We start from the raw sequence: 16,391 nt of genomic DNA, 5'->3' as shown, positions 1-16,391 counted from the left end.
CAGTGGCCTTGGCGGGCGGCCCGCGAGGTCAGCACGTCGGGCGGGATGGTGATGCGTCGGTGCAGACAGCGGGGAACAGCGGGGATCCTGCGTCGTCAGCGAGATGGGACCTTGCGGTCGAGGGGGATGAGCACGTCTCGATCGAGGTGTTCGAGGAGGAGGAACTTGAGCCGGGGGCTGTCGATCAGTTCGATGCGGCCGTGCCGGGCCACGAAGTCCCAGCTCGACTTTCCGTACCAGGAGGTGGTGACCATGATTCCCTTGGTGGCCCGCTTGTCCTCCATCACCCCGGCCAGGGCGCGTACGGCTTCCACCCCGACGACATGGCGGTACTTCTTCGCCTGGATCACGCACAGCCCGCCGACGATCGGGTCGACGTTCGTCGCCACCGCGTCGATCCCGTCGTCCCGGGACCCCTGGGTGACCCACGAGTTCATGCCCATCGCCTCGAAGAGCTGCCGGACGAGATGCTCGAACTCCGTCGGTGACATCTCCAGCAGATTGGGACGTCCGTCGAGGTCGGCGAGGGCATCCATGCCCTCGATGAAGCGATAGGACGACAGGTCGAAGTCGACGACCGGTCGTACCGGCTCCAGGTCGTAGGGGTGCGGAGAGACGAGGGCGTTCAGACGCCGGAGGCATTCGGTGGGATCGACCTGGGCGAGCACCAGTCCGGTGAACTCCTCGCGGGTGGCGCTGACGCTGACCAGGCAGGGCCGGATCTCCTGGCCGGTGGCGCGGTCGACGGTGGAGACATGGCCGTTGAAGACGACGGTGTCCACGACGTCGACGCCCTCGCCGTCGAGGACCTCCCGCATCGTGCGTAGGGCGATCTGTGCGACGACCGAGCGGTAGAGGTCCCGCCGTTCCCGTACCGGGCGGGCAGCCGCGGTGATCTCGTCGGTCTTCTTCACGTAACGGAACGAACGCTGCTCGGGAATGACGTCGGTGGTCGGCAGTTCGTAGTCGATGACGAGGTCCCGCGAGTCCGGCCGGTAGAGCAGCCGGTACCGGTGCGGAAATCCGTCGGGATAGACCGACGACTGCAGGACGTCGGCCATGTACGCGACGACCACCTCCGGGTCGCCGGCACCGAACGCGGCCGCCATCCGGTCGACCTCGGCGTTGTTCGCCTGTACGCGCTGCTTCTCCTCCGCGAGCATTCGGTCGTACTGCGCGCGACGTTCGGCGAGCCGCCGCTGCCGGTTCGCATCGAGGACCGCGTGCTCCTCGCACGCTGCGGTGTATTCGGCTTCGGCCTGCGCCATCGCCCGTTCGTATCGGCCTGCCCCGCCGAAGACCCGGCCGACGGCGCCCGGCGGTGGGGGTTCGAAGTCGGCCCAGTCCGGTGGTGCGGCCGGCACGTCGAGACCGTCGGGGTCGAACGCCGGGGCGTTCGGAGTCTGCCGCAGGACGTCGAACGGGAATCCCGGTGAGGTCGCCAACGACGAGCTCAACACGGTGGACAGTTCGGCGATCCGCAGGTTCAGGTGAGCGTTCTGGGCGGAGGCGTCCGCCTCACGTTCCTGGACGTGCTGCCGCGCGCGTTCGCGGTCGCTGGCCGCCTGGGTGCGCCTGGACTCGCGTAGGGCCTGCTGCGCCTCCCGGTCGATCCGGGTTGCTTCACGGACGGCCGCGCGCTGTGCCTGTTCCGCCTCCCGTCGACGCCGCGCCGCGTCCCGTTGCAACTCTGCTACGAATCCCCGGCGTCGCGCCATGCCTACACTCCCCATCAGGCCGTCCGGAACAGCTTCGCACCGTATCTCAATGGATGCGAAGAGACAGCGAAAATGGCGAATGCTTGTGGATAGTGATCGCCTGTGCCGCAGAGGTTGCGGCGCAGCGGCACGCCGACCGCCCCGGGGACGAACTCGCTGACCAGCTCGCGAACCGCAGGCTGGTCGAAGCCCGCCGACGCCAGACTGATCCACCGGCCGCGTCCGGTTCATTCGGAGTCGGTGCGGGCGTCGCGGCCTGCGGTCCGCGCACGCGGGCGTAGCCGGTGACGGAGGGCAGCGGCGACAGCCCTCAAAACACCAGGTTCTTACAGTCTCGCCCGCCTCATCCAGGTCCTGTGTTCGCAGGACGCAACGCGATGAAAGTGAGTCAAACCGAGAGGTGGGCGTTCATGGCGCGGGCCTGCTCGCCAAGCTCAGGCAGTTCCACGACCGTGACGCCGGCCTGGGCGAGGAGTTCGTAGCCTTGGCAGTCGGCGACGAAGAGACTGGGTTCGCGCCAGGAGATGACCACCCGCGGGATCTTCGCCTCCAGGATGAGCTGTGTGCAGGTCCGTGGCCGGGACTTGCGCTGGGAGCAGGGTTCGAGGGTGCTGTAGATCGTCGCGGTGGCTAGCCGCGGGTCGTCGGGGGCGATCTTCGCGAGGGCGGATTCCTCGGCGTGCACCGCGTCGTCGACCTCGCGGGAGAAGCCGAAGGCGATCTCTTCGTTGTTTTCGTCGACGATGACGGCGCCGACCGAGTAGGCGCCGGTGGCGGGTGGGCAGCGGTGGGCGAGTTCGATGGCCCGGGTCATCCAGCGGTGGTCGTCGAGCTGGGGCATGGGGCGGCTCGTCCTTCCCTGGGGCCGGTCCCTGGTGGAGGCGGACCGGATAGCCGGTGGCGGGAGATAGTCAGACGGTGATGGCCGTGGGGACCTGGTCCATCGCCTGCCGGAACTCGCGTACCTGTGGGACAGTCTGCCATCCGGCGACGGCGTCATGCAGTGACCGCAGACTGGTCATGATGCGTCCGGAGTGAGTGCTGGCACCGACCGTGAGCGCGTTGAGCCCGAGTGTTGCGGCTTGCTCTGGTTCGCGTGCTCCCGCGTGCGCGAGGGCCTCGCGGGCGAGGTAGACGCCACGGTCGCGGCGGAAGGCCGAGGGAAGGCCGTCGATCGCGGTCCGAAACCCGGTGGCCGCGGCGGGGTAGTCACCGAGTGCGGCCAGGCTGTGTGCCCGCTGAACTTCGATGTAGGCGGGGCCGAAGAACTTTCCCCAGGGGTCGGCGTCGGGCCCGGCCCGGTCGAGGATGTCGTGGGCGCGGTCGTAGAGCGTCAGGCAAGTGGCTTTCTCGCCTCGTAGTGCATGGCCGTGCGCGCTGTAGGTCGCGGCGATGGCCGCGAGACGGCCGGTTGGCTCCGCGTTGGTCAACGCTGCGTCGGCAATGTCGACAGCTTCACCTGGATCGCCACGGTCCGCGGCGAGTTGGCTTTTGCGGGCGAGGATGAACACTGTGGCCTTGGGGTCGCCCGCTCGGTGTGACCATTCCAGTGCTCGGTCAAGCCAGTACCCGGCGGTGGCGTGATCTCCGCTGTCCTGGTGAAGCCAGCCGAGGAGATCAGCGAACTGCGTTTGGATGTGGAGCAGGGTCTGCCGTTGTGGGCCCGAACTCGCGCCGTGGCGGAGGTGGGTGGCGATGAGGCCGGTCTGTTCCTGCGCCGTCGTGATGACCTGGCGCGGTCCGAAGAGGTTGTCGTTCTCCGCGAGCACGGCCCGCAGGCTTGCGAAGTGATCGACGACGCGTGGGTCGATGGCGGACGATCCTGCTGGGATCATCGGCATCGTGGTGAGCGGGCTCAGGGCTGTGCCGCTGGCAGCGGTGAGGCCCAGGCCGCGCAGGAATCCCCGGCGATCGAGTGGCATGAGGACGATCCTCCCATCCGGGGCGAGTTGCGGGACAATGATCACGTTGTCTTCGACTGCGGGACCGGCCGAGTCGGGGGCCGGTGCTTTCCCTGCTCCGGTGGCGCTGGAGGCGGCTTCGGCCGGCCGTTCGGGGCCTATTTCCCGTCGTTCCGACGAGGGCATGATCGAAGATGCCGTCGACGGCACGACCACGCCGTCCGGCGGACGGCGCATACCGTTGATCAGGAATACGTCCGCTGGAGGGAGGTGTTCACGGTCGTCTGAATCGACCAGGGCGTGGAGATCGCATTCGTACACCTCGGCGAGCAGGGCGAGGATCTGTGGGGTGGGACGTCGCCGGGCAGGGCGAGGCCAGTTCTCCACCTCGGACAGCCGCGGCGCTGTCATCGGAGCTGTGCCCTCCGGATCGAGGCCGGCACGGGCTGCATAGGCGTTGATGCGATCGGCGGCCTGGTGCTGTGTCCACCCGTGTGCGACCCGGTAGGCGGCGCGGGGGCGTAGCCGGTAGCGGCGGGCGAACTCGATCGCGATCTCGTGGTGGCTCATGCCGGTCGCGCGCATCCGAGTCCGCAACTCGTCCTGCTCAACCCTTTGGCTGGGCTTGCTCATGGCGACGTTGCCATCCCTTCCAGGACAGGGATGCCCACTGATCCGGCAGCTACCGCCACCGATCGCTTCCCGATCGGAACCCGCCTACAGTAACCGGTCGCTCACGATTCGGACAGTGGCGATCCGGGTTCAGGGTGCCGCCCTTCGCGCTGGCGTTGCCGCCCGTCCCGCCCAGCGCAGTACCAGCCGGTTTTCTGGCTTGGTGATGACCTTGCCTTGCGTCTGGTTGGGGATCGGCGTGCCGGCCGGGAAGGCGAGGATTTCGGGGTCGGCGGTGCGGTCCTGGTCCCAGGCGTCGATCTGGTCGACGATCCGTGAGGCGAGACGGCGTCCGAGAGGTCCGTGGCCGATGGCGCCGAGCTGCCAGCGCCCCGGGGTGGTGGCGCGTCGGATGGTGAAGTAGGCCAGTGAGCCGTCTTTGACCAGGGCTGGGCTCCGCGAGGCGATCGCGGGTGTGCACAGCCCGTCGGTGACGGCCCGCTGGTCGGCCTCGATGCGTACCGTGCTGTCTTCCGCGGCGCTGAGGTGGAGCCAGACGCGGTCGAAGGGTTCCTGGCCGTGCACGGTCACGTCGGACCAGATAGTGGACTTCTCCCGATCGAGGACACCACGGAGGGCGTCGGTGTCCATGGGCTGGTCGAGGTCGTGGTGCAGGGCGGCGAGACCGTCGGGGTGGATGACGCTCTTCCGTTCGCCGGGTTGGCCGAGCATGGGCACGAAGCCGCACAGGAAGATCCAGTCGGACTTCCAGTGGTCGTCCTGTTTGGTGAGTGCGACGGCGCGGGTGGTGCCACGCCAGCGCAGCGGGAGGACGAGGCGGCCGTCGGGGGCGAGCTGTTCCCACCACGCCTGTGGGATGTCCCAGGCGCCGACCGTGACGACGATCCGATCGAAGGGGCCGTACTCGGCGGCGCCGTCAGCGCCGTCGCGGGTGAGAACGCGGACGTGGGGAAAGTCGGTGCCGTCAAGGTTGCGCCGTGCCGCCGCGGTGACGTCGGCGTTGATGTCGATGGTGGTGACCTGGCCGCCGGTTCCGACGAGGGTGGAGAGGAGGGCCGCGTTGTAGCCGGTGCCGGCGCCGATCTCCAGGACGCGCTGGTCAGGCCGAATGTCGAGGGCGGTGAGCATGGCGGCCACGATGGTGGGGCCGGAGGCGCAGCTGAGGTGGGTGCCGTCGGAGAAGGTGTGGGTGATGACCGCCTTCTCGTCATAGGCGTCGGCCAGCGGCGCCTCGGGGACGTAGCGGTGGCGTTCGACGGAACGCAGCGCCGTTTCGACCCACGGGGGCAGATCCTGGCTGGTGAGGATGCGGTCGACCATGCGGTCGCGCAGCGCGCCTGGTGATGTGGCTGCGGTGGTGTCCATCAGTCTCCTTCACAGCGGCAGGGTGCGTGGTGGTGACAGCGGCTTCGGCCGGGTAACCGACTACTAGTTGATCAACAGGCAGCGGTCCCAGTCTGGCAGCGTCCAATCGGATGTGATCTTCAGGGCGGCATGGGCGAGTGCGATGCCGGCCGCGCCGTCCAAGAATCCCGCGGGGGTGGGGTCGCCGTTGCCGCGGAGGTACCGGTACCTGTGTGTTTCAGCGGCGTGCAGAGCGGCGGAGAGCGTGCCGGTGCCGGTGCCGGCTGCGGCCCGATGGGCGATCAGGAGGAGACCGGCCCAGCCGTGGCAGAGTCCCGCGTCGGTCAGCTGCGCGAGCTGGTGGTTATCGGTGAGGCAGCCGATGAGGGTCTCGACGGCATCGACGGCTCGTTGTTGGTCGCCGAGGGCGAGGGCCGCGAGGTGTTCGGCTCGGGCGATGCCGGGACTGCCGTAGCACCAGGACGGTCGAGGCGGCCCCGGGGAGGCTGCGCTGCCGGTGCGCAGCTCGTCGTGGTCGATCACCTCGGGCCACCAGCCGGTCCGCCTCTGTCCTCTGCGCCACTGGTCGAGCCACGTGATGATGGTGTGGAGCGCGTCGACGTGTCCCGCCACGGTGATCCCCCGCCGCATGGTGATGGCCAGGAGCGCCAGCGGTCCGGCGATGCCGTGGGCCATGCCGAAGCCGGCATGGCCGGCGTTCCATCGGGCGGAGGCGCGGCGGTCGGGGCTGCCCGTCGCCCACCAGCCGGGCAGGTCGCGGCCGTCGACACGGATGGGTCGGGTCAGTCGCACCAGGTACGCGAGCACGTCCCGGAGAAGAGCGCTTTCACGGTCGCGGTGTAGGAGGAGTGCGCCGAGGCCGGTGAGTCCGTTGATCAGGTCGTACTCGCTGGCGGAGGGCAGCTGCCCGTGATCGATGCGGTGGTGGGCGGCCTCCAGACGGCGCCGGATGAGGGTGTCGAGGGCGTCGTCGAGGGTGGCGAGCGCGGTGTCGTAGGCCGGGTGGCCGGCGGTGTGCAGGGTGTAGGCGACGGCTGGTGCGCCCTGGTACAGGCTGGCGGAGTCGGGATGGGCGTTGAGCGGGCTTCGTGTCATCGCCGTCGCGAGGCGGTGCACGGGTTCCCAGCCGTCGAGGCCGGCGTGGGCACGGGCGATCTGCGCCAGTGCGATTCCTGGTGCTCCGTCGCCGAGGGACTGGGCCCAGCACGCCGATTCAGCATCGCCGAGGTCCGGAACCGTCGGGAGACGAGACAGCGTGGTCACGAGCTGTCCGCTGTGGTGTGTGCGCGTCGGGTGAGGGCGATCTGCCGGGCCAGGCGCCGGCAGGTGGCCTCGTCGGCGCGATCGATGAGCCTGGCGCGGTTGTGGTGCATGTGCAGGAGCGCGGACAGAACCCGGTCGGCGTCGGCGTTCCTGGGGAGCGCGAGCCGATAGCGAGTCAACGCTTCCCGGCGGGTCTGCCATGTCTGGGCGAGGGTGGCGGGCAGGGATGTGTCGCCCGGCAGGGCCCTTCGGGCTGCCCAGTGGGTGACCTGCTCGGTGATGGCCCGATCGGCGCCGGGCGTGGCTTTGGTGGCGAGGTGTTCCAGCAGCCAGGCGTTCGCGTGGACGGTGTCGGCGTGGAAACCGTCGGCGATGTCCGCCATGCCGATGGCTGCGAGCGCCATCGGATGGACGGAGAGTGGTATGGGGAGCTGGAGTGCGGTCGCGACCGCGTGCGAGTCGGCCGCGAACACCGCTTCGGCGGCGTCCATCGCGGGCCCACTGCCGTAACGGCCGATCTCGGGATGGTAGGTCGCCAGGGTCAGCCGGGACGCCGCGCCCGCGTCGCAGAGCTGCTGCCCCCACTGGCCGACCGCACAGGCCACCGCGGCGTACTCCTCCTGGCCGGCCGTGCGAATCCGCAGCCGCAGATGGTCGGTCTCACGGACGCTGCGGTAACGGGCGAACCAGTACGACCGGTCCCCGTCGAGCAGGGCGCGCAGTCGGGGCAAGTGCGTGCGGAGGATGTCGTCCAGACGTTCGGGATGGGTAAAGACCTGCGCGTAGAGCCAGGAGCCGTGCGGTGAGGCCGGCCGGTGTGCGGCGTTCGCGCTGGTCACGAGCGGCAGGGCGCCGGTGACGAGGTTCGGCGCCGCCGGCACCGCGCGGACGAACGGCAGGACGATCTCGTGGACGTGGCCGGCGATCCATCCCGTGTCCTCGACGGAGTCGGTCTCGGTCAGCGTCACGCGGCCGTGTTTGTCCAGATGCTCACGCAGGATCGCCAGATGTGCGTCCACGGTGAGATCCAGGCGCAGCGACCGGTGGTCGTCATGGAGCTCCACGATGTCCGGGCAGGCCCCGCGCTGCCGCCACCGGGCGAATGCCTCCTCCCAGGAGTGGCCGTCGGCGCGTAGCGCGGCGTGGTCCGCGGCGCTGACCCGCCACGTCGCGGGTGACAGGATCGCGCGCCGGTAACGCACCCGAGGCGTGTACGGCAGGCAGGCGGCCAGCGGTCCCCAGTCGAACTCGGTGAAACGGGCGAGGAAGCCACGGGTCAGCGTGGCGAGGAAGCGTGCCAACGGCGGCGCCTGCTTGCGCAGGGCGAGTGCGTGGAAGACCTGCGGTTCGACGACCTGGCGCCGCGAGATGCTGACCAGGTGCAGCCCGTCGGCCACCGCGACGATCCCGAGGTCATCCAGGCGGATCACGGTCGACTCGTCGGTCCGGTGCTCACCGACCGGCAGTACCTGGGGCAGCCAGTGGGGAACCCGGGAGACGTTCTCCGAGTGCGGAAACAGCGGCGGAAACGACAGCTGGACCGGCAGCGCGCCCTCGACGGCCGCCGGTGCGGCGGCGAAGACGGTGTCCAGGCCGGCGCGGCCCACGGCGGAGCCGAACCGGCAGGTAAGCGTTCCGAACGCCCACGCGGGATGAACGCCGAACGTGTAGTCTCCCGCCGCCAGAGCCTCGACGCTGGCGGCGTGGATACGGGCTCCCAGCTCGACGTGCGGTGGAATCCACCGTGGGTCCACCGGCCTGTCCGCCGTGATTGCGGCGATGAGGGAGTCGGTCAGCACGAGTTCGCGATGTCCGGCGGTGACCGTCTCCCAGGCCAGGCGCAGCAGCTCCTGATCACGGTGGCTGACCGTGTCCTCGGGTTCGGCGAGCATGCTGCCCGGGAAGCCGGCGGGCCAGCCGATGCCCGTGTCGGGGTGCACCGCGTCCAGGACGGGGACGAGCGCTCCCGTGCCGTAGCGGTCCCAGAACTCGCGGCACCAGTCGTTCCACCCCTGGTCCGGACGCGGCTGGCGCGTGAGCCGCAGCAAGGCACCGACCGCGTGGGCCATCTCGTCGGCGAGGTCGGCGGGAACAGCGATGTCGCAGTCGAGGTGCAGGTCCCCGGCCAGCGATGTCCGGCCGGCCGGCGACAGGCACCGCATCCGCTTTGACGCCTCCTCTCGTAGCCGTGCCTGCGGGCCCGGCTCGGTGTGGTCGTCGTTGTGTGCCCAGATCAGCTGCTGGGTGGCGCGGAGCTCGCCCAGCATGGCGGCTGGTGCCTTGCCGTCGCCGACCACGGCACGCTCGACCGCCGCGATCACATGCGCCAGCGGGTCAGCCACGGTCATAGGCGCACGAAGCCCCGTGATCAGGATGCCTTGGGCGACCAGGTCACCGAGCACACGGCGGACAGCTGGGGCAGGGGCGGCAGGAAACGCCAGGGCGACCTGGTCGAGCAGAAGGTGGAACGGGATCGGCTTGGCCGCCAGGTCACGGACGAGACGCATCACCGCGGTGTTGCGCACCGTCACCCGTCCCGGGCCGCGGGGCATCTCGATCCGGTCGCCGCGTTCGACCAACAGGTCGCACGCCACGACGTCCAGATTGGCGAGCAGGTCGGGCAGCCTCTCCAGCTGCTCGACAACGTCGTCCAACCACAGCGTGTCCGCCCGCAGAACCAGCCGGTGGCCCGATCCCCAGCGCGCACGCACACCCTCGCCGATACGGACCCCGGCAACTCCGGCGAACAAGCCGAACGGAGTCGGCCGCCCCAGGGAACGCAACAGGTATCGCACGACCGTCGACGTCACCCGTCGAACCTGCTTGCCGCCCGCCGCCTGGTCGTCGAGAACAGTCTCGACCTGAGCGGCAAACAACCTGCTCGCGTAGCGGATCGCGTCGGCGCACCCGGGCAGCGCCCACACGGCGCACAGCCACGACCGGCACGAGTCCGGATCGGACAACATCGGCCAGTCCTCCGGCTGCCGGGACAGCGGAAGGACCGCCGCTCGCAACATCGCACCGCCAGCGTGGCGGTACAGCGGCACATCCACCTCGACCATCACACCTCCGTCGCACACTGCGGTCGCCGGCTCGCCGAGCGAGCACGACCGGCGAGCCGACGCCGCAGCCATCACCGGGTCAGTCGCTGGCGCATGCCGAGGCGCAGGTCGAACCACAGGTGTCGCTCGTGTCACACGCCCGGATCGTGTATCCGGGCGCCGCCTCGACCGTCACCTGCACATCAAGCTGAAACTCGTCCGGCAGGCCGAGCGGCACCGACCCGGTCCGCTCCAGAACCGCACTGGCCGAACCACCAAGCGTCATGGTCATCAACCCCTTCAAAGGCAAACAAACAGGACCACGCCCGGAGGGCGCGCTGTAACAATGCTCCGGTCCCGCCCGCGAATCATTCCCACCAGTCAGAATCTTTGGTTTCGCACTCCAGACGGCACTTGAGCTGCGAAAACAGCGTCCGTGGCCCATCTCTGTTCGGTACTCGGCCGGGGCTTGACGACGAAAAGTTCGTCAACCACGAATCGCCGTGCCTCGCTCGCGGTCATGATTCCCGTCCCGGTGTGGGACCCCGGGAGGTGCGGCGCCGGCCGCGCGGGCCGCGTTCGATTCTGTGTGCGAGCTGGGTGCGATGCCGGCCTGGCACCGCCTCAACCACGGCGACCTCGAAGGCCTGCTCGAATCGGCGCTGTTCAAGGTCGAATCGGTGGATGACGTGACGGCCCACATGCTGCCGATGCTGCGCATGTTCGCGATCCTCGGCCGTGCCCCCTACGCCCTCATGCGTCGCCTCGGCAAGACGGAGAAGGCCGTCAACGCGATGAGCGGTGTGGAGATGTGGAAACACCAGGAGGCTTGGCGCTACAACATCTACACGGCCACCAGGAAAGCGTAGACCTATCCGAGCCGGGTCGGCCCACTCGGATAGACCACGACGGTTCATGCAACAGCGGGTAGTGAACGGCGGTGGCACCGTCCTGCGCGAGTACGGCGTGGGCCGCGGCCGGCTCGACCTCCTCGTCACCTGGCCCTACCGTGCTCCCGACGGCACCCGGGCCGTGCAGCGCCAGGCCGAAGACACCTAAAGAACGCTTGTAGGCGGCTGCGACCGCACGCAGCTGCGCGATCGTGGGCTGCGCGGTGCCGACGTCGTCCCCGGTCACACATGTCCGGCCAGTTCGGAGTGTCGCTCCTGGCAGGGTGGGCAGACGGGGAGGCGTTCGTGATCCTGGGTCGGGACGAAGAAGGCTCCGCAGAGGGCGCGGACGGCGTGGCCTTCGATCGTGCTGCCGGCGAGATGCTCGCGATGGGTGTAGTGGCTGTGGCTGCCGGGCTCGGATTCGGCGAGTTCATGGTTGGTGACGAGTCTGTCGAGGTCGGCGCGGCGGCTTGCCCACGATCCGGGTTCGGCGATGTTCGAGTAGGTGTCCCTGTAGCGGTCCCAGCCCTGTTCCGGCGGGCTGAGGCAGATCAGGGCGCGGACGGTGAGCTGCCACAGGAGCTTCGTGCCTGCGTAGGTCGTGGTGGGGGTGATCTCAAGGTCGATCTCGTCGGCCTGGTAGTCCGGTTCGCGGACCTGGGTGACCGTGAGGGTGAGCTGCGCGAGCCGCCCACAATCTCGTTTCGGGTGGGGGATGTCGAAGCGGGCGCAGCCACCGCGCTCGACCTGGCGCAACGCATCGCGCAGCTGCTGCTGCACGGCGAGCTCCCATTCGGTCAGGAGCCGGGCGGCGGTCTCCTCGCTGAGCAGACGGAGGTCGTCCGGAGTGGGCAGCCAGCGCCGCGGGTCACCGTGGCGGTTCTCTCGGCCGACCCGCTGGTAGAAGTCGTCGTGGTCGAGGTGCTCGCCCTTGGCCAGCCCGGCGACCAGCAGCCAGCGGACTCCGGTCTCGCGGTCTTCCCAGACGCCGCCACGCCACTGGCCGCCCTTGATCTCGAGCAACGCCAGCTTCGTGCTGGCCGCGATCGCTCCGTGGTGACGGTCCTCGGCCGGGTCGGGGCCGAACGACTCGGTGGCCTTGGCGATGATCGGGTGCTGGAGTTCGCTGAGCGGGTGCAGCTCGGCGACATCGCCGTCGGCGAGGAGCCGGCGTGGCCGGGGCGATGCCCAGCCCGCGGTCAGATCCTCCGCGAGGAGCCGGAGCGTGGGCCGGGCGCGACGGTTGTGCACCGGATAATCATGCCGGGGGTACCGAGTCGGGTGGCCGCCGGCCTGAGCGGAGATTCAGAGCAGGTCGGCGATCTCGTCGATCGCGCCGGCGCGGGTGCGGTGCTGGGTGGCGAATCGTTCAGAGAGCTCGCGGCGGTCGTTCTGGCGCTCGGCCTCGAAGCGGGCGAGGTCACGCAGATCGATGCGGCGATCGCGGCCGACCCGGTGGGAGGGGATCTCGCCGCGGTCGAGGAGCTTGTAGAGATGGGTGCGGCTCATCCCGAGCCGCTCGGCTGCCTGGTTGGGCGTCAGGGAGGCGGCGCCGCTGGTCGCGGTGATCGTCGCCCCGTCACGGATGCAACGACTGAGACTGAGCAGCAGATCATGCAACTGCGAGCCGGCGAAGCCCTTGGCAAGGTTTTCAAGATCGTCCAACTGCTCGGTCGAGATCTCTGCAGTCGCAAGATTCTCGATCATTTCACCTCCGCACAGGTGACCCAGATGTCACAGATGAATCTAGCGAGCGCTGCTGGCCCGGGCAAGGTGAGCGCCACTGGCGCGTCGGCCGGCGAGCGTGGGCTGCGACACAACGCGGTATGTTTGGCTGTCGCGCAGGCAATTCAGGCACGACCGGAAGCCGGGGGGCCTTATGACCAGCACGTCGTCTCAGCCGTTGCTGCGCGAGGTCATCGACATCCCGGAGCGGATGTCGGACAGCGACTTCGTCCTGCGGCTCACCGAGGGTGTCGCCGACGCGGCCGCGACGATGCGCGACTACGTGCTGACCGACCGGCTGGTGCACAACTTCGACGAGGCGCTCGGCCTGATCTCGCAGGCGGTGGGCACCGGCGCGTCCAAGGGTGTCTACCTGCACGGCTCGTTCGGCTCCGGCAAGTCGCACTTCATGGCGGTGCTGCACGCGCTGCTGCGCGGCGAGCCGGCCGCGCGGGCGCTCGACGACCTGGCCGCGGTGCTCGGCAAGCATGACGGTGACCTGGCCGGAAAGAAGTTCCTGCTCGTCCCGTTCCACATGCTGGGCGCGAAGTCGATCGAGCAGCGGGTTCTCGGCGGCTACGCCGACCGGCTGCGTGCGCTGCACCCCGAGGCGCCGATCCCGGCGGTGCACCGGGCCGAGGCGCTGCTCGACGAGGCCCGCGGCCTGCGCGCGAAGGTCGGCGACGCGGCCTTCCTGGCGGAACTGAACCGCGCGGGCTCGGGCGGAGGCGAAGGCGAGGAGAACGGGGAGGACGAGTGGGGCGACGACGTCTCCTGGACGGCCGCCGAACTGGACGCGGCCCTCGCTCCGACCGGCGCGGACGCGGCGGCGCGGCGCCGGCTCACCTCCGACCTGCTCTCGACCTGGTTCCCGAACACCTACCGTGACCTGCGCGAGGATGCCGAGGGCTTCGTCTCCCTCGACCAGGGGCTGAGCGAGATCGCCCGGCACGCGAAGGAACTGGGTTACGACGCGGTCGTCCTGTTCCTCGACGAGCTGATCCTCTGGCTCGCGAACAACATGGGGGACCAGGCGTTCGTCTCCCGGGAGGTCCAGAAGGTCACGAACTTCGTCGAGGGTGGGCTCGGCGCCCGGCCGATCCCGGTCGTCAGCTTCATCGCCCGGCAGCGTGACCTGCGGGAACTGGTCGGCGAGTCGATCGCCGGCGACGTCCGGCTGAGCTTCCTCGACGTGCTCACCCTGGCCGACGGCCGGTTCGACAAGATCATTCTTGAGGACCGGAACCTGCCGCTGATCGCCAACCGGCGGCTGCTGCGCGCGAAGGACGCCACCGCCGCGGCCCAGATCGAGAAGGCGTTCGAGACGACGGCGAAGGTTCGCGCCGAGGTGTGGGACACGATGCTCGGCGGCAGCGCCCAGCTCGGTGCCGACCGGGACGCGTTCCGGCTCTCCTACCCGTTCAGCCCGGCGTTCATGGAGACCCTCGTCCACGTCTCCTCCGCCCTGCAGCGCAACCGGACCGCGCTCAAGCTCATGCGCCAGCTGCTTGTCGCACAACGCGACGAACTGCGCCTGGGCCAGGTCATCCCGCTGGGTGATCTGTGGGATGTCATCACCCGGGGCGGGGACGCCCCGTTCACCGACGTCCTCAAGGCCGAGTTCGAGGCGGCGCAGCGGCTCTACCACCGCAAGCTGCGCCCCTACCTGCTCGACGCGGAAGGCCTCGACGAGGACGTCCTCGCCCGGGTGCGCCGCGGCCAGGCGACCGGCGCCGCCGTCGACGCGGCGCTGGCCGTCAAGGTCCGCCGGTTCACCGCCGACGACCGGCTGGTCAAGACGCTGCTGCTCTCCGCGCTGGCGCCGAGTGTGCCGGCGCTGCGCAACCTGACGCCACGCCGGCTCTCCGCGCTCAACCACGGCAGCATCACGAGCCCGATCCCGGGCGGCGAGTTCGGCGTCGTCGGGAAGAAGGTCGAGCGCTGGGCCGGCCAGTTCGGCGAGATCAAGTTCCTGCCGGTCGAGGGCGGCGATCCGGGCGTCGGCCTGGAGCTGGTCGACGTCGAGATCGACGGCATCCTGAACCAGACGATCGCCTACGACGGCGGCGGCAACCGCCGCGCCCTGGTCAGGAAGCTGCTCGTCGAGGAGCTGGGCGTCACTGTCACCGACGACGCGTTCGGCGACCGGCTCGACCTGGTGTGGCGGGGCTCCCGGCGCTCCACCGAAGTCGTCTTCGGCTCGCTGCGCAGCTCGGAGCTGCGTGACGACCAGGTGGAACCGGCCGACCCGGAGTCCTGGCGGCTGGTGATCGACTATCCGTTCGACGACGACGGCAGGCCACCGGTGGACGCGCGGGCCCGGGTCGAACGGCTGCGTGGCGATGCGACACCGCACCGGACGGTGTGCTGGATCCCGGCGGATCTGACCGCCGCCCGGCTCGCCGATCTCGGGATGCTCGTCCGGCTCGACCACCTGCTCAACCGGAACCGGTTCGACAGCCACGCCCAGCACCTGAGCGCCGACGACCGGCAGCGCGCCCGGGGCGTGCTGAAAAGCCGGTACGACGCGCTGCTGACGAAGACCCGCGCGCTGCTGCGCATGGCCTACGGGCTGGCGAAGCGCGAGGAGCAGGACGTCGGCGACTACGCGGACTGGCTGCGCACCCTGTGGCCGGGGCTCACCCCCACGCTGGCGTTCGGGGCGACGTTCCGGGAAGCCGCGCGGCGGCTCGTCGGGGATCTGCTGGCAGACCAGTTCCCCGGCCACCCCGACCTCGACCCCGACCAGACCGGCCAGCCCGCCAGGCCGGCGGACTACAAGCTCGTCCTGTCCTATGTGGCGAAGGCAGCCGAGGCCAACGGGAACTCCGTCGAGGTCATCCGCAGCGACCGGGTGCCGATGCGGCGGATCGCACCGGCGCTCGGCCTCGGTGTCATGCACGAGGCGCGTTTCGAGCTCGGCCGGGAGTGGGTCGACCACTTCACCCGGAAGGCGGCGCAGGCCGCGGCCGGCGGCTCCGGCGGCTCGGGCGGCTCGGGCGGCGGGGGCGGTGCGGGCGGTGCGGACCGCGAGCTGCGGGTGGCCGACCTGCTGAGGTGGATCGACGAGCCGAAGCCGCGCGGCCTGGACAGCCCGGTCGCCGCGCTGATCGTCAACGCGTTCGCCGAGCAGACCGACCGCGCCTGGTACAAGTACGGCGGGATCCTGCCCGCCCCGCCCGAGCTGACAGCCGGGATCAGGGACATGACGCTGCGCGAGCAGCCGCTGCCCAGCCCCGAGGACTGGGCCACCGCCTGCGAGCGGGCTCAGATTCTCTTCGGGGTGCAGCCGCCGCCGCTGCGGCGCGGCCGGCTGATCCGCACCTTCGCCGAGGAGCTGGTGAAGAAGGCCCGTGAATACTTCACCGCGACGCAGGACCTGGTACTCGCGCTGGAGGCGCACGCCCCCGACCTCGGTCTCGACCCGCGGACCGGCAGCGCGGTCGAGCCCGCCGGAGCGACCACGGGACGTCTTCGGACCGCCCGGGCCGCCCACGACTTGGTCGCGGCGCTGGACGGCCCGAAGGCCGGCACGGAGATCGTCACACGGCTGGCGCACGCCGATCTCGCGGGCCCGGCGGAACGGCTCGCGCTCAGCATCAGCCGCGCCGCGGCCGTAGCCGGCGCTGTCACGTCCGCCCCGTGGGGTGAGATGTTCGGGATGATCGCCACTCTGCCGGAGCCCTACCAGACAGAGGCCCAGGAGATCCTCGGTCGCATCCGGAAGGCAGGCGCCGCCGACGAGCTGACGACCCCGCTCGCCGGCGTGCTGAGCAACGCCCGGGCCGACGCGAACCAGCTCATGCGCCGCGCCGTCACCGCACGGCCCGCCGACCCGCGGCCCGCCGCCCC

General features: G+C 70.0%; 12 protein-coding genes. 3 read left to right on the top strand and 9 right to left on the bottom strand.

All coding sequences use genetic code 11. From position 1 onward, the window contains the following. Positions 1 to 95 precede the first annotated feature (95 nt). From AB1460_RS23645 to AB1460_RS23615, 7 genes are all read right to left on the bottom strand, one after another. Positions 96 to 1,718 carry a restriction endonuclease gene (locus AB1460_RS23645; protein ID WP_368964182.1) on the bottom strand — a complete coding sequence of 541 codons (1,623 nt, stop codon included), beginning with the start codon at positions 1,716 to 1,718 and terminating at the stop codon, positions 96 to 98. A 388-nt stretch (positions 1,719 to 2,106) separates the two neighbouring features. Further along, on the bottom strand, positions 2,107 to 2,559 hold the full coding sequence (locus tag AB1460_RS23640; protein ID WP_368964181.1) for a deaminase: 453 nt from the start codon (positions 2,557 to 2,559) through the stop codon (positions 2,107 to 2,109). Between the two features lie 70 nt (positions 2,560 to 2,629). Then, positions 2,630 to 4,252 carry a hypothetical protein gene (locus tag AB1460_RS23635; protein ID WP_368964179.1) on the bottom strand — a complete coding sequence of 541 codons (1,623 nt, stop codon included), beginning with the start codon at positions 4,250 to 4,252 and terminating at the stop codon, positions 2,630 to 2,632. A gap of 129 nt (positions 4,253 to 4,381) precedes the next feature. Further along, a complete protein-coding gene (gene fxlM / locus AB1460_RS23630; protein ID WP_368964178.1) occupies positions 4,382 to 5,617 on the bottom strand; it encodes a methyltransferase, FxLD system in 1,236 nt (411 codons plus the stop codon). 63 nt (positions 5,618 to 5,680) lie between these two features. Further along, complete coding sequence (locus AB1460_RS23625) at positions 5,681 to 6,880, bottom strand: lanthionine synthetase C family protein (protein ID WP_368964177.1); 1,200 nt, start codon at positions 6,878 to 6,880, stop codon at positions 5,681 to 5,683. After that, the gene (locus AB1460_RS23620) at positions 6,877 to 9,942 is read right to left on the bottom strand and encodes a lantibiotic dehydratase (RefSeq protein ID WP_368964176.1); all 3,066 of its coding nucleotides are present in this window, start codon (positions 9,940 to 9,942) and stop codon (positions 6,877 to 6,879) included. The genes AB1460_RS23625 and AB1460_RS23620 overlap by 4 nt, the downstream gene beginning before the upstream one ends. Before the next feature lie 79 nt (positions 9,943 to 10,021). Next, a complete protein-coding gene (locus tag AB1460_RS23615; protein WP_368964175.1) occupies positions 10,022 to 10,213 on the bottom strand; it encodes an FxLD family lanthipeptide in 192 nt (63 codons plus the stop codon). A 313-nt stretch (positions 10,214 to 10,526) separates the two neighbouring features. Between AB1460_RS23615 and AB1460_RS23610 the strand changes: the two genes are divergently transcribed. Both AB1460_RS23610 and AB1460_RS23605 read left to right on the top strand, forming a co-directional pair. Beyond that, complete coding sequence (locus AB1460_RS23610) at positions 10,527 to 10,790, top strand: hypothetical protein (RefSeq protein WP_368964173.1); 264 nt, start codon at positions 10,527 to 10,529, stop codon at positions 10,788 to 10,790. 46 nt (positions 10,791 to 10,836) lie between these two features. Next, positions 10,837 to 10,980 (top strand): hypothetical protein, encoded by a 144-nt coding sequence (locus tag AB1460_RS23605; protein ID WP_368964171.1) that lies wholly within the window; start codon positions 10,837 to 10,839, stop codon positions 10,978 to 10,980. Between the two features lie 74 nt (positions 10,981 to 11,054). On the opposite strand, the gene AB1460_RS23600 is transcribed toward AB1460_RS23605, so the two are convergent. Together AB1460_RS23600 and AB1460_RS23595 are read right to left on the bottom strand one after the other, a co-directional pair. Further along, positions 11,055 to 12,065, bottom strand: coding sequence for a DUF3039 domain-containing protein (locus AB1460_RS23600; RefSeq protein WP_368964170.1), 1,011 nt, complete (start codon positions 12,063 to 12,065; stop codon positions 11,055 to 11,057). A gap of 54 nt (positions 12,066 to 12,119) precedes the next feature. Next, entirely contained in the window at positions 12,120 to 12,521 is a 402-nt protein-coding gene (locus AB1460_RS23595) for a helix-turn-helix domain-containing protein (RefSeq protein WP_368964169.1), read from the bottom strand. 172 nt (positions 12,522 to 12,693) lie between these two features. Here AB1460_RS23595 and AB1460_RS23590 point away from each other — a divergent pair. After that, positions 12,694 to 16,391, top strand: a 3,698-nt coding sequence (locus AB1460_RS23590; protein WP_368964168.1) for a phage resistance protein, incomplete at its 3' end; no start/stop codon positions are given.

The sequence above is a fragment of the Parafrankia sp. FMc2 genome (assembly GCF_041008525.1).
Classification (GTDB): Bacteria; Actinomycetota; Actinomycetes; order Frankiales; family Frankiaceae; genus Parafrankia.
The sequence above is the reverse complement of the archived record's forward strand: the minus strand, read 5'-3'. Positions and strand labels throughout refer to the sequence as shown.

What these genes read in the sequence shown, in the direction of transcription:
- AB1460_RS23635 (WP_368964179.1), bottom strand. Translation starts at nt 4,252, where the DNA reads ATGAGCAAGCCCAGCCAAAGGGTTGAGCAGGACGAGTTGCGGACTCGG.
- fxlM (WP_368964178.1), bottom strand. Translation starts at nt 5,617, where the DNA reads ATGGACACCACCGCAGCCACATCACCAGGCGCGCTGCGCGACCGCATG.
- AB1460_RS23645 (WP_368964182.1), bottom strand. Translation starts at nt 1,718, where the DNA reads ATGGCGCGACGCCGGGGATTCGTAGCAGAGTTGCAACGGGACGCGGCG.
- AB1460_RS23615 (WP_368964175.1), bottom strand. Translation starts at nt 10,213, where the DNA reads ATGACCATGACGCTTGGTGGTTCGGCCAGTGCGGTTCTGGAGCGGACC.
- AB1460_RS23610 (WP_368964173.1), top strand. Translation starts at nt 10,527, where the DNA reads ATGCCGGCCTGGCACCGCCTCAACCACGGCGACCTCGAAGGCCTGCTC.
- AB1460_RS23620 (WP_368964176.1), bottom strand. Translation starts at nt 9,942, where the DNA reads ATGGTCGAGGTGGATGTGCCGCTGTACCGCCACGCTGGCGGTGCGATG.
- AB1460_RS23640 (WP_368964181.1), bottom strand. Translation starts at nt 2,559, where the DNA reads ATGCCCCAGCTCGACGACCACCGCTGGATGACCCGGGCCATCGAACTC.
- AB1460_RS23595 (WP_368964169.1), bottom strand. Translation starts at nt 12,521, where the DNA reads ATGATCGAGAATCTTGCGACTGCAGAGATCTCGACCGAGCAGTTGGAC.
- AB1460_RS23605 (WP_368964171.1), top strand. Translation starts at nt 10,837, where the DNA reads ATGCAACAGCGGGTAGTGAACGGCGGTGGCACCGTCCTGCGCGAGTAC.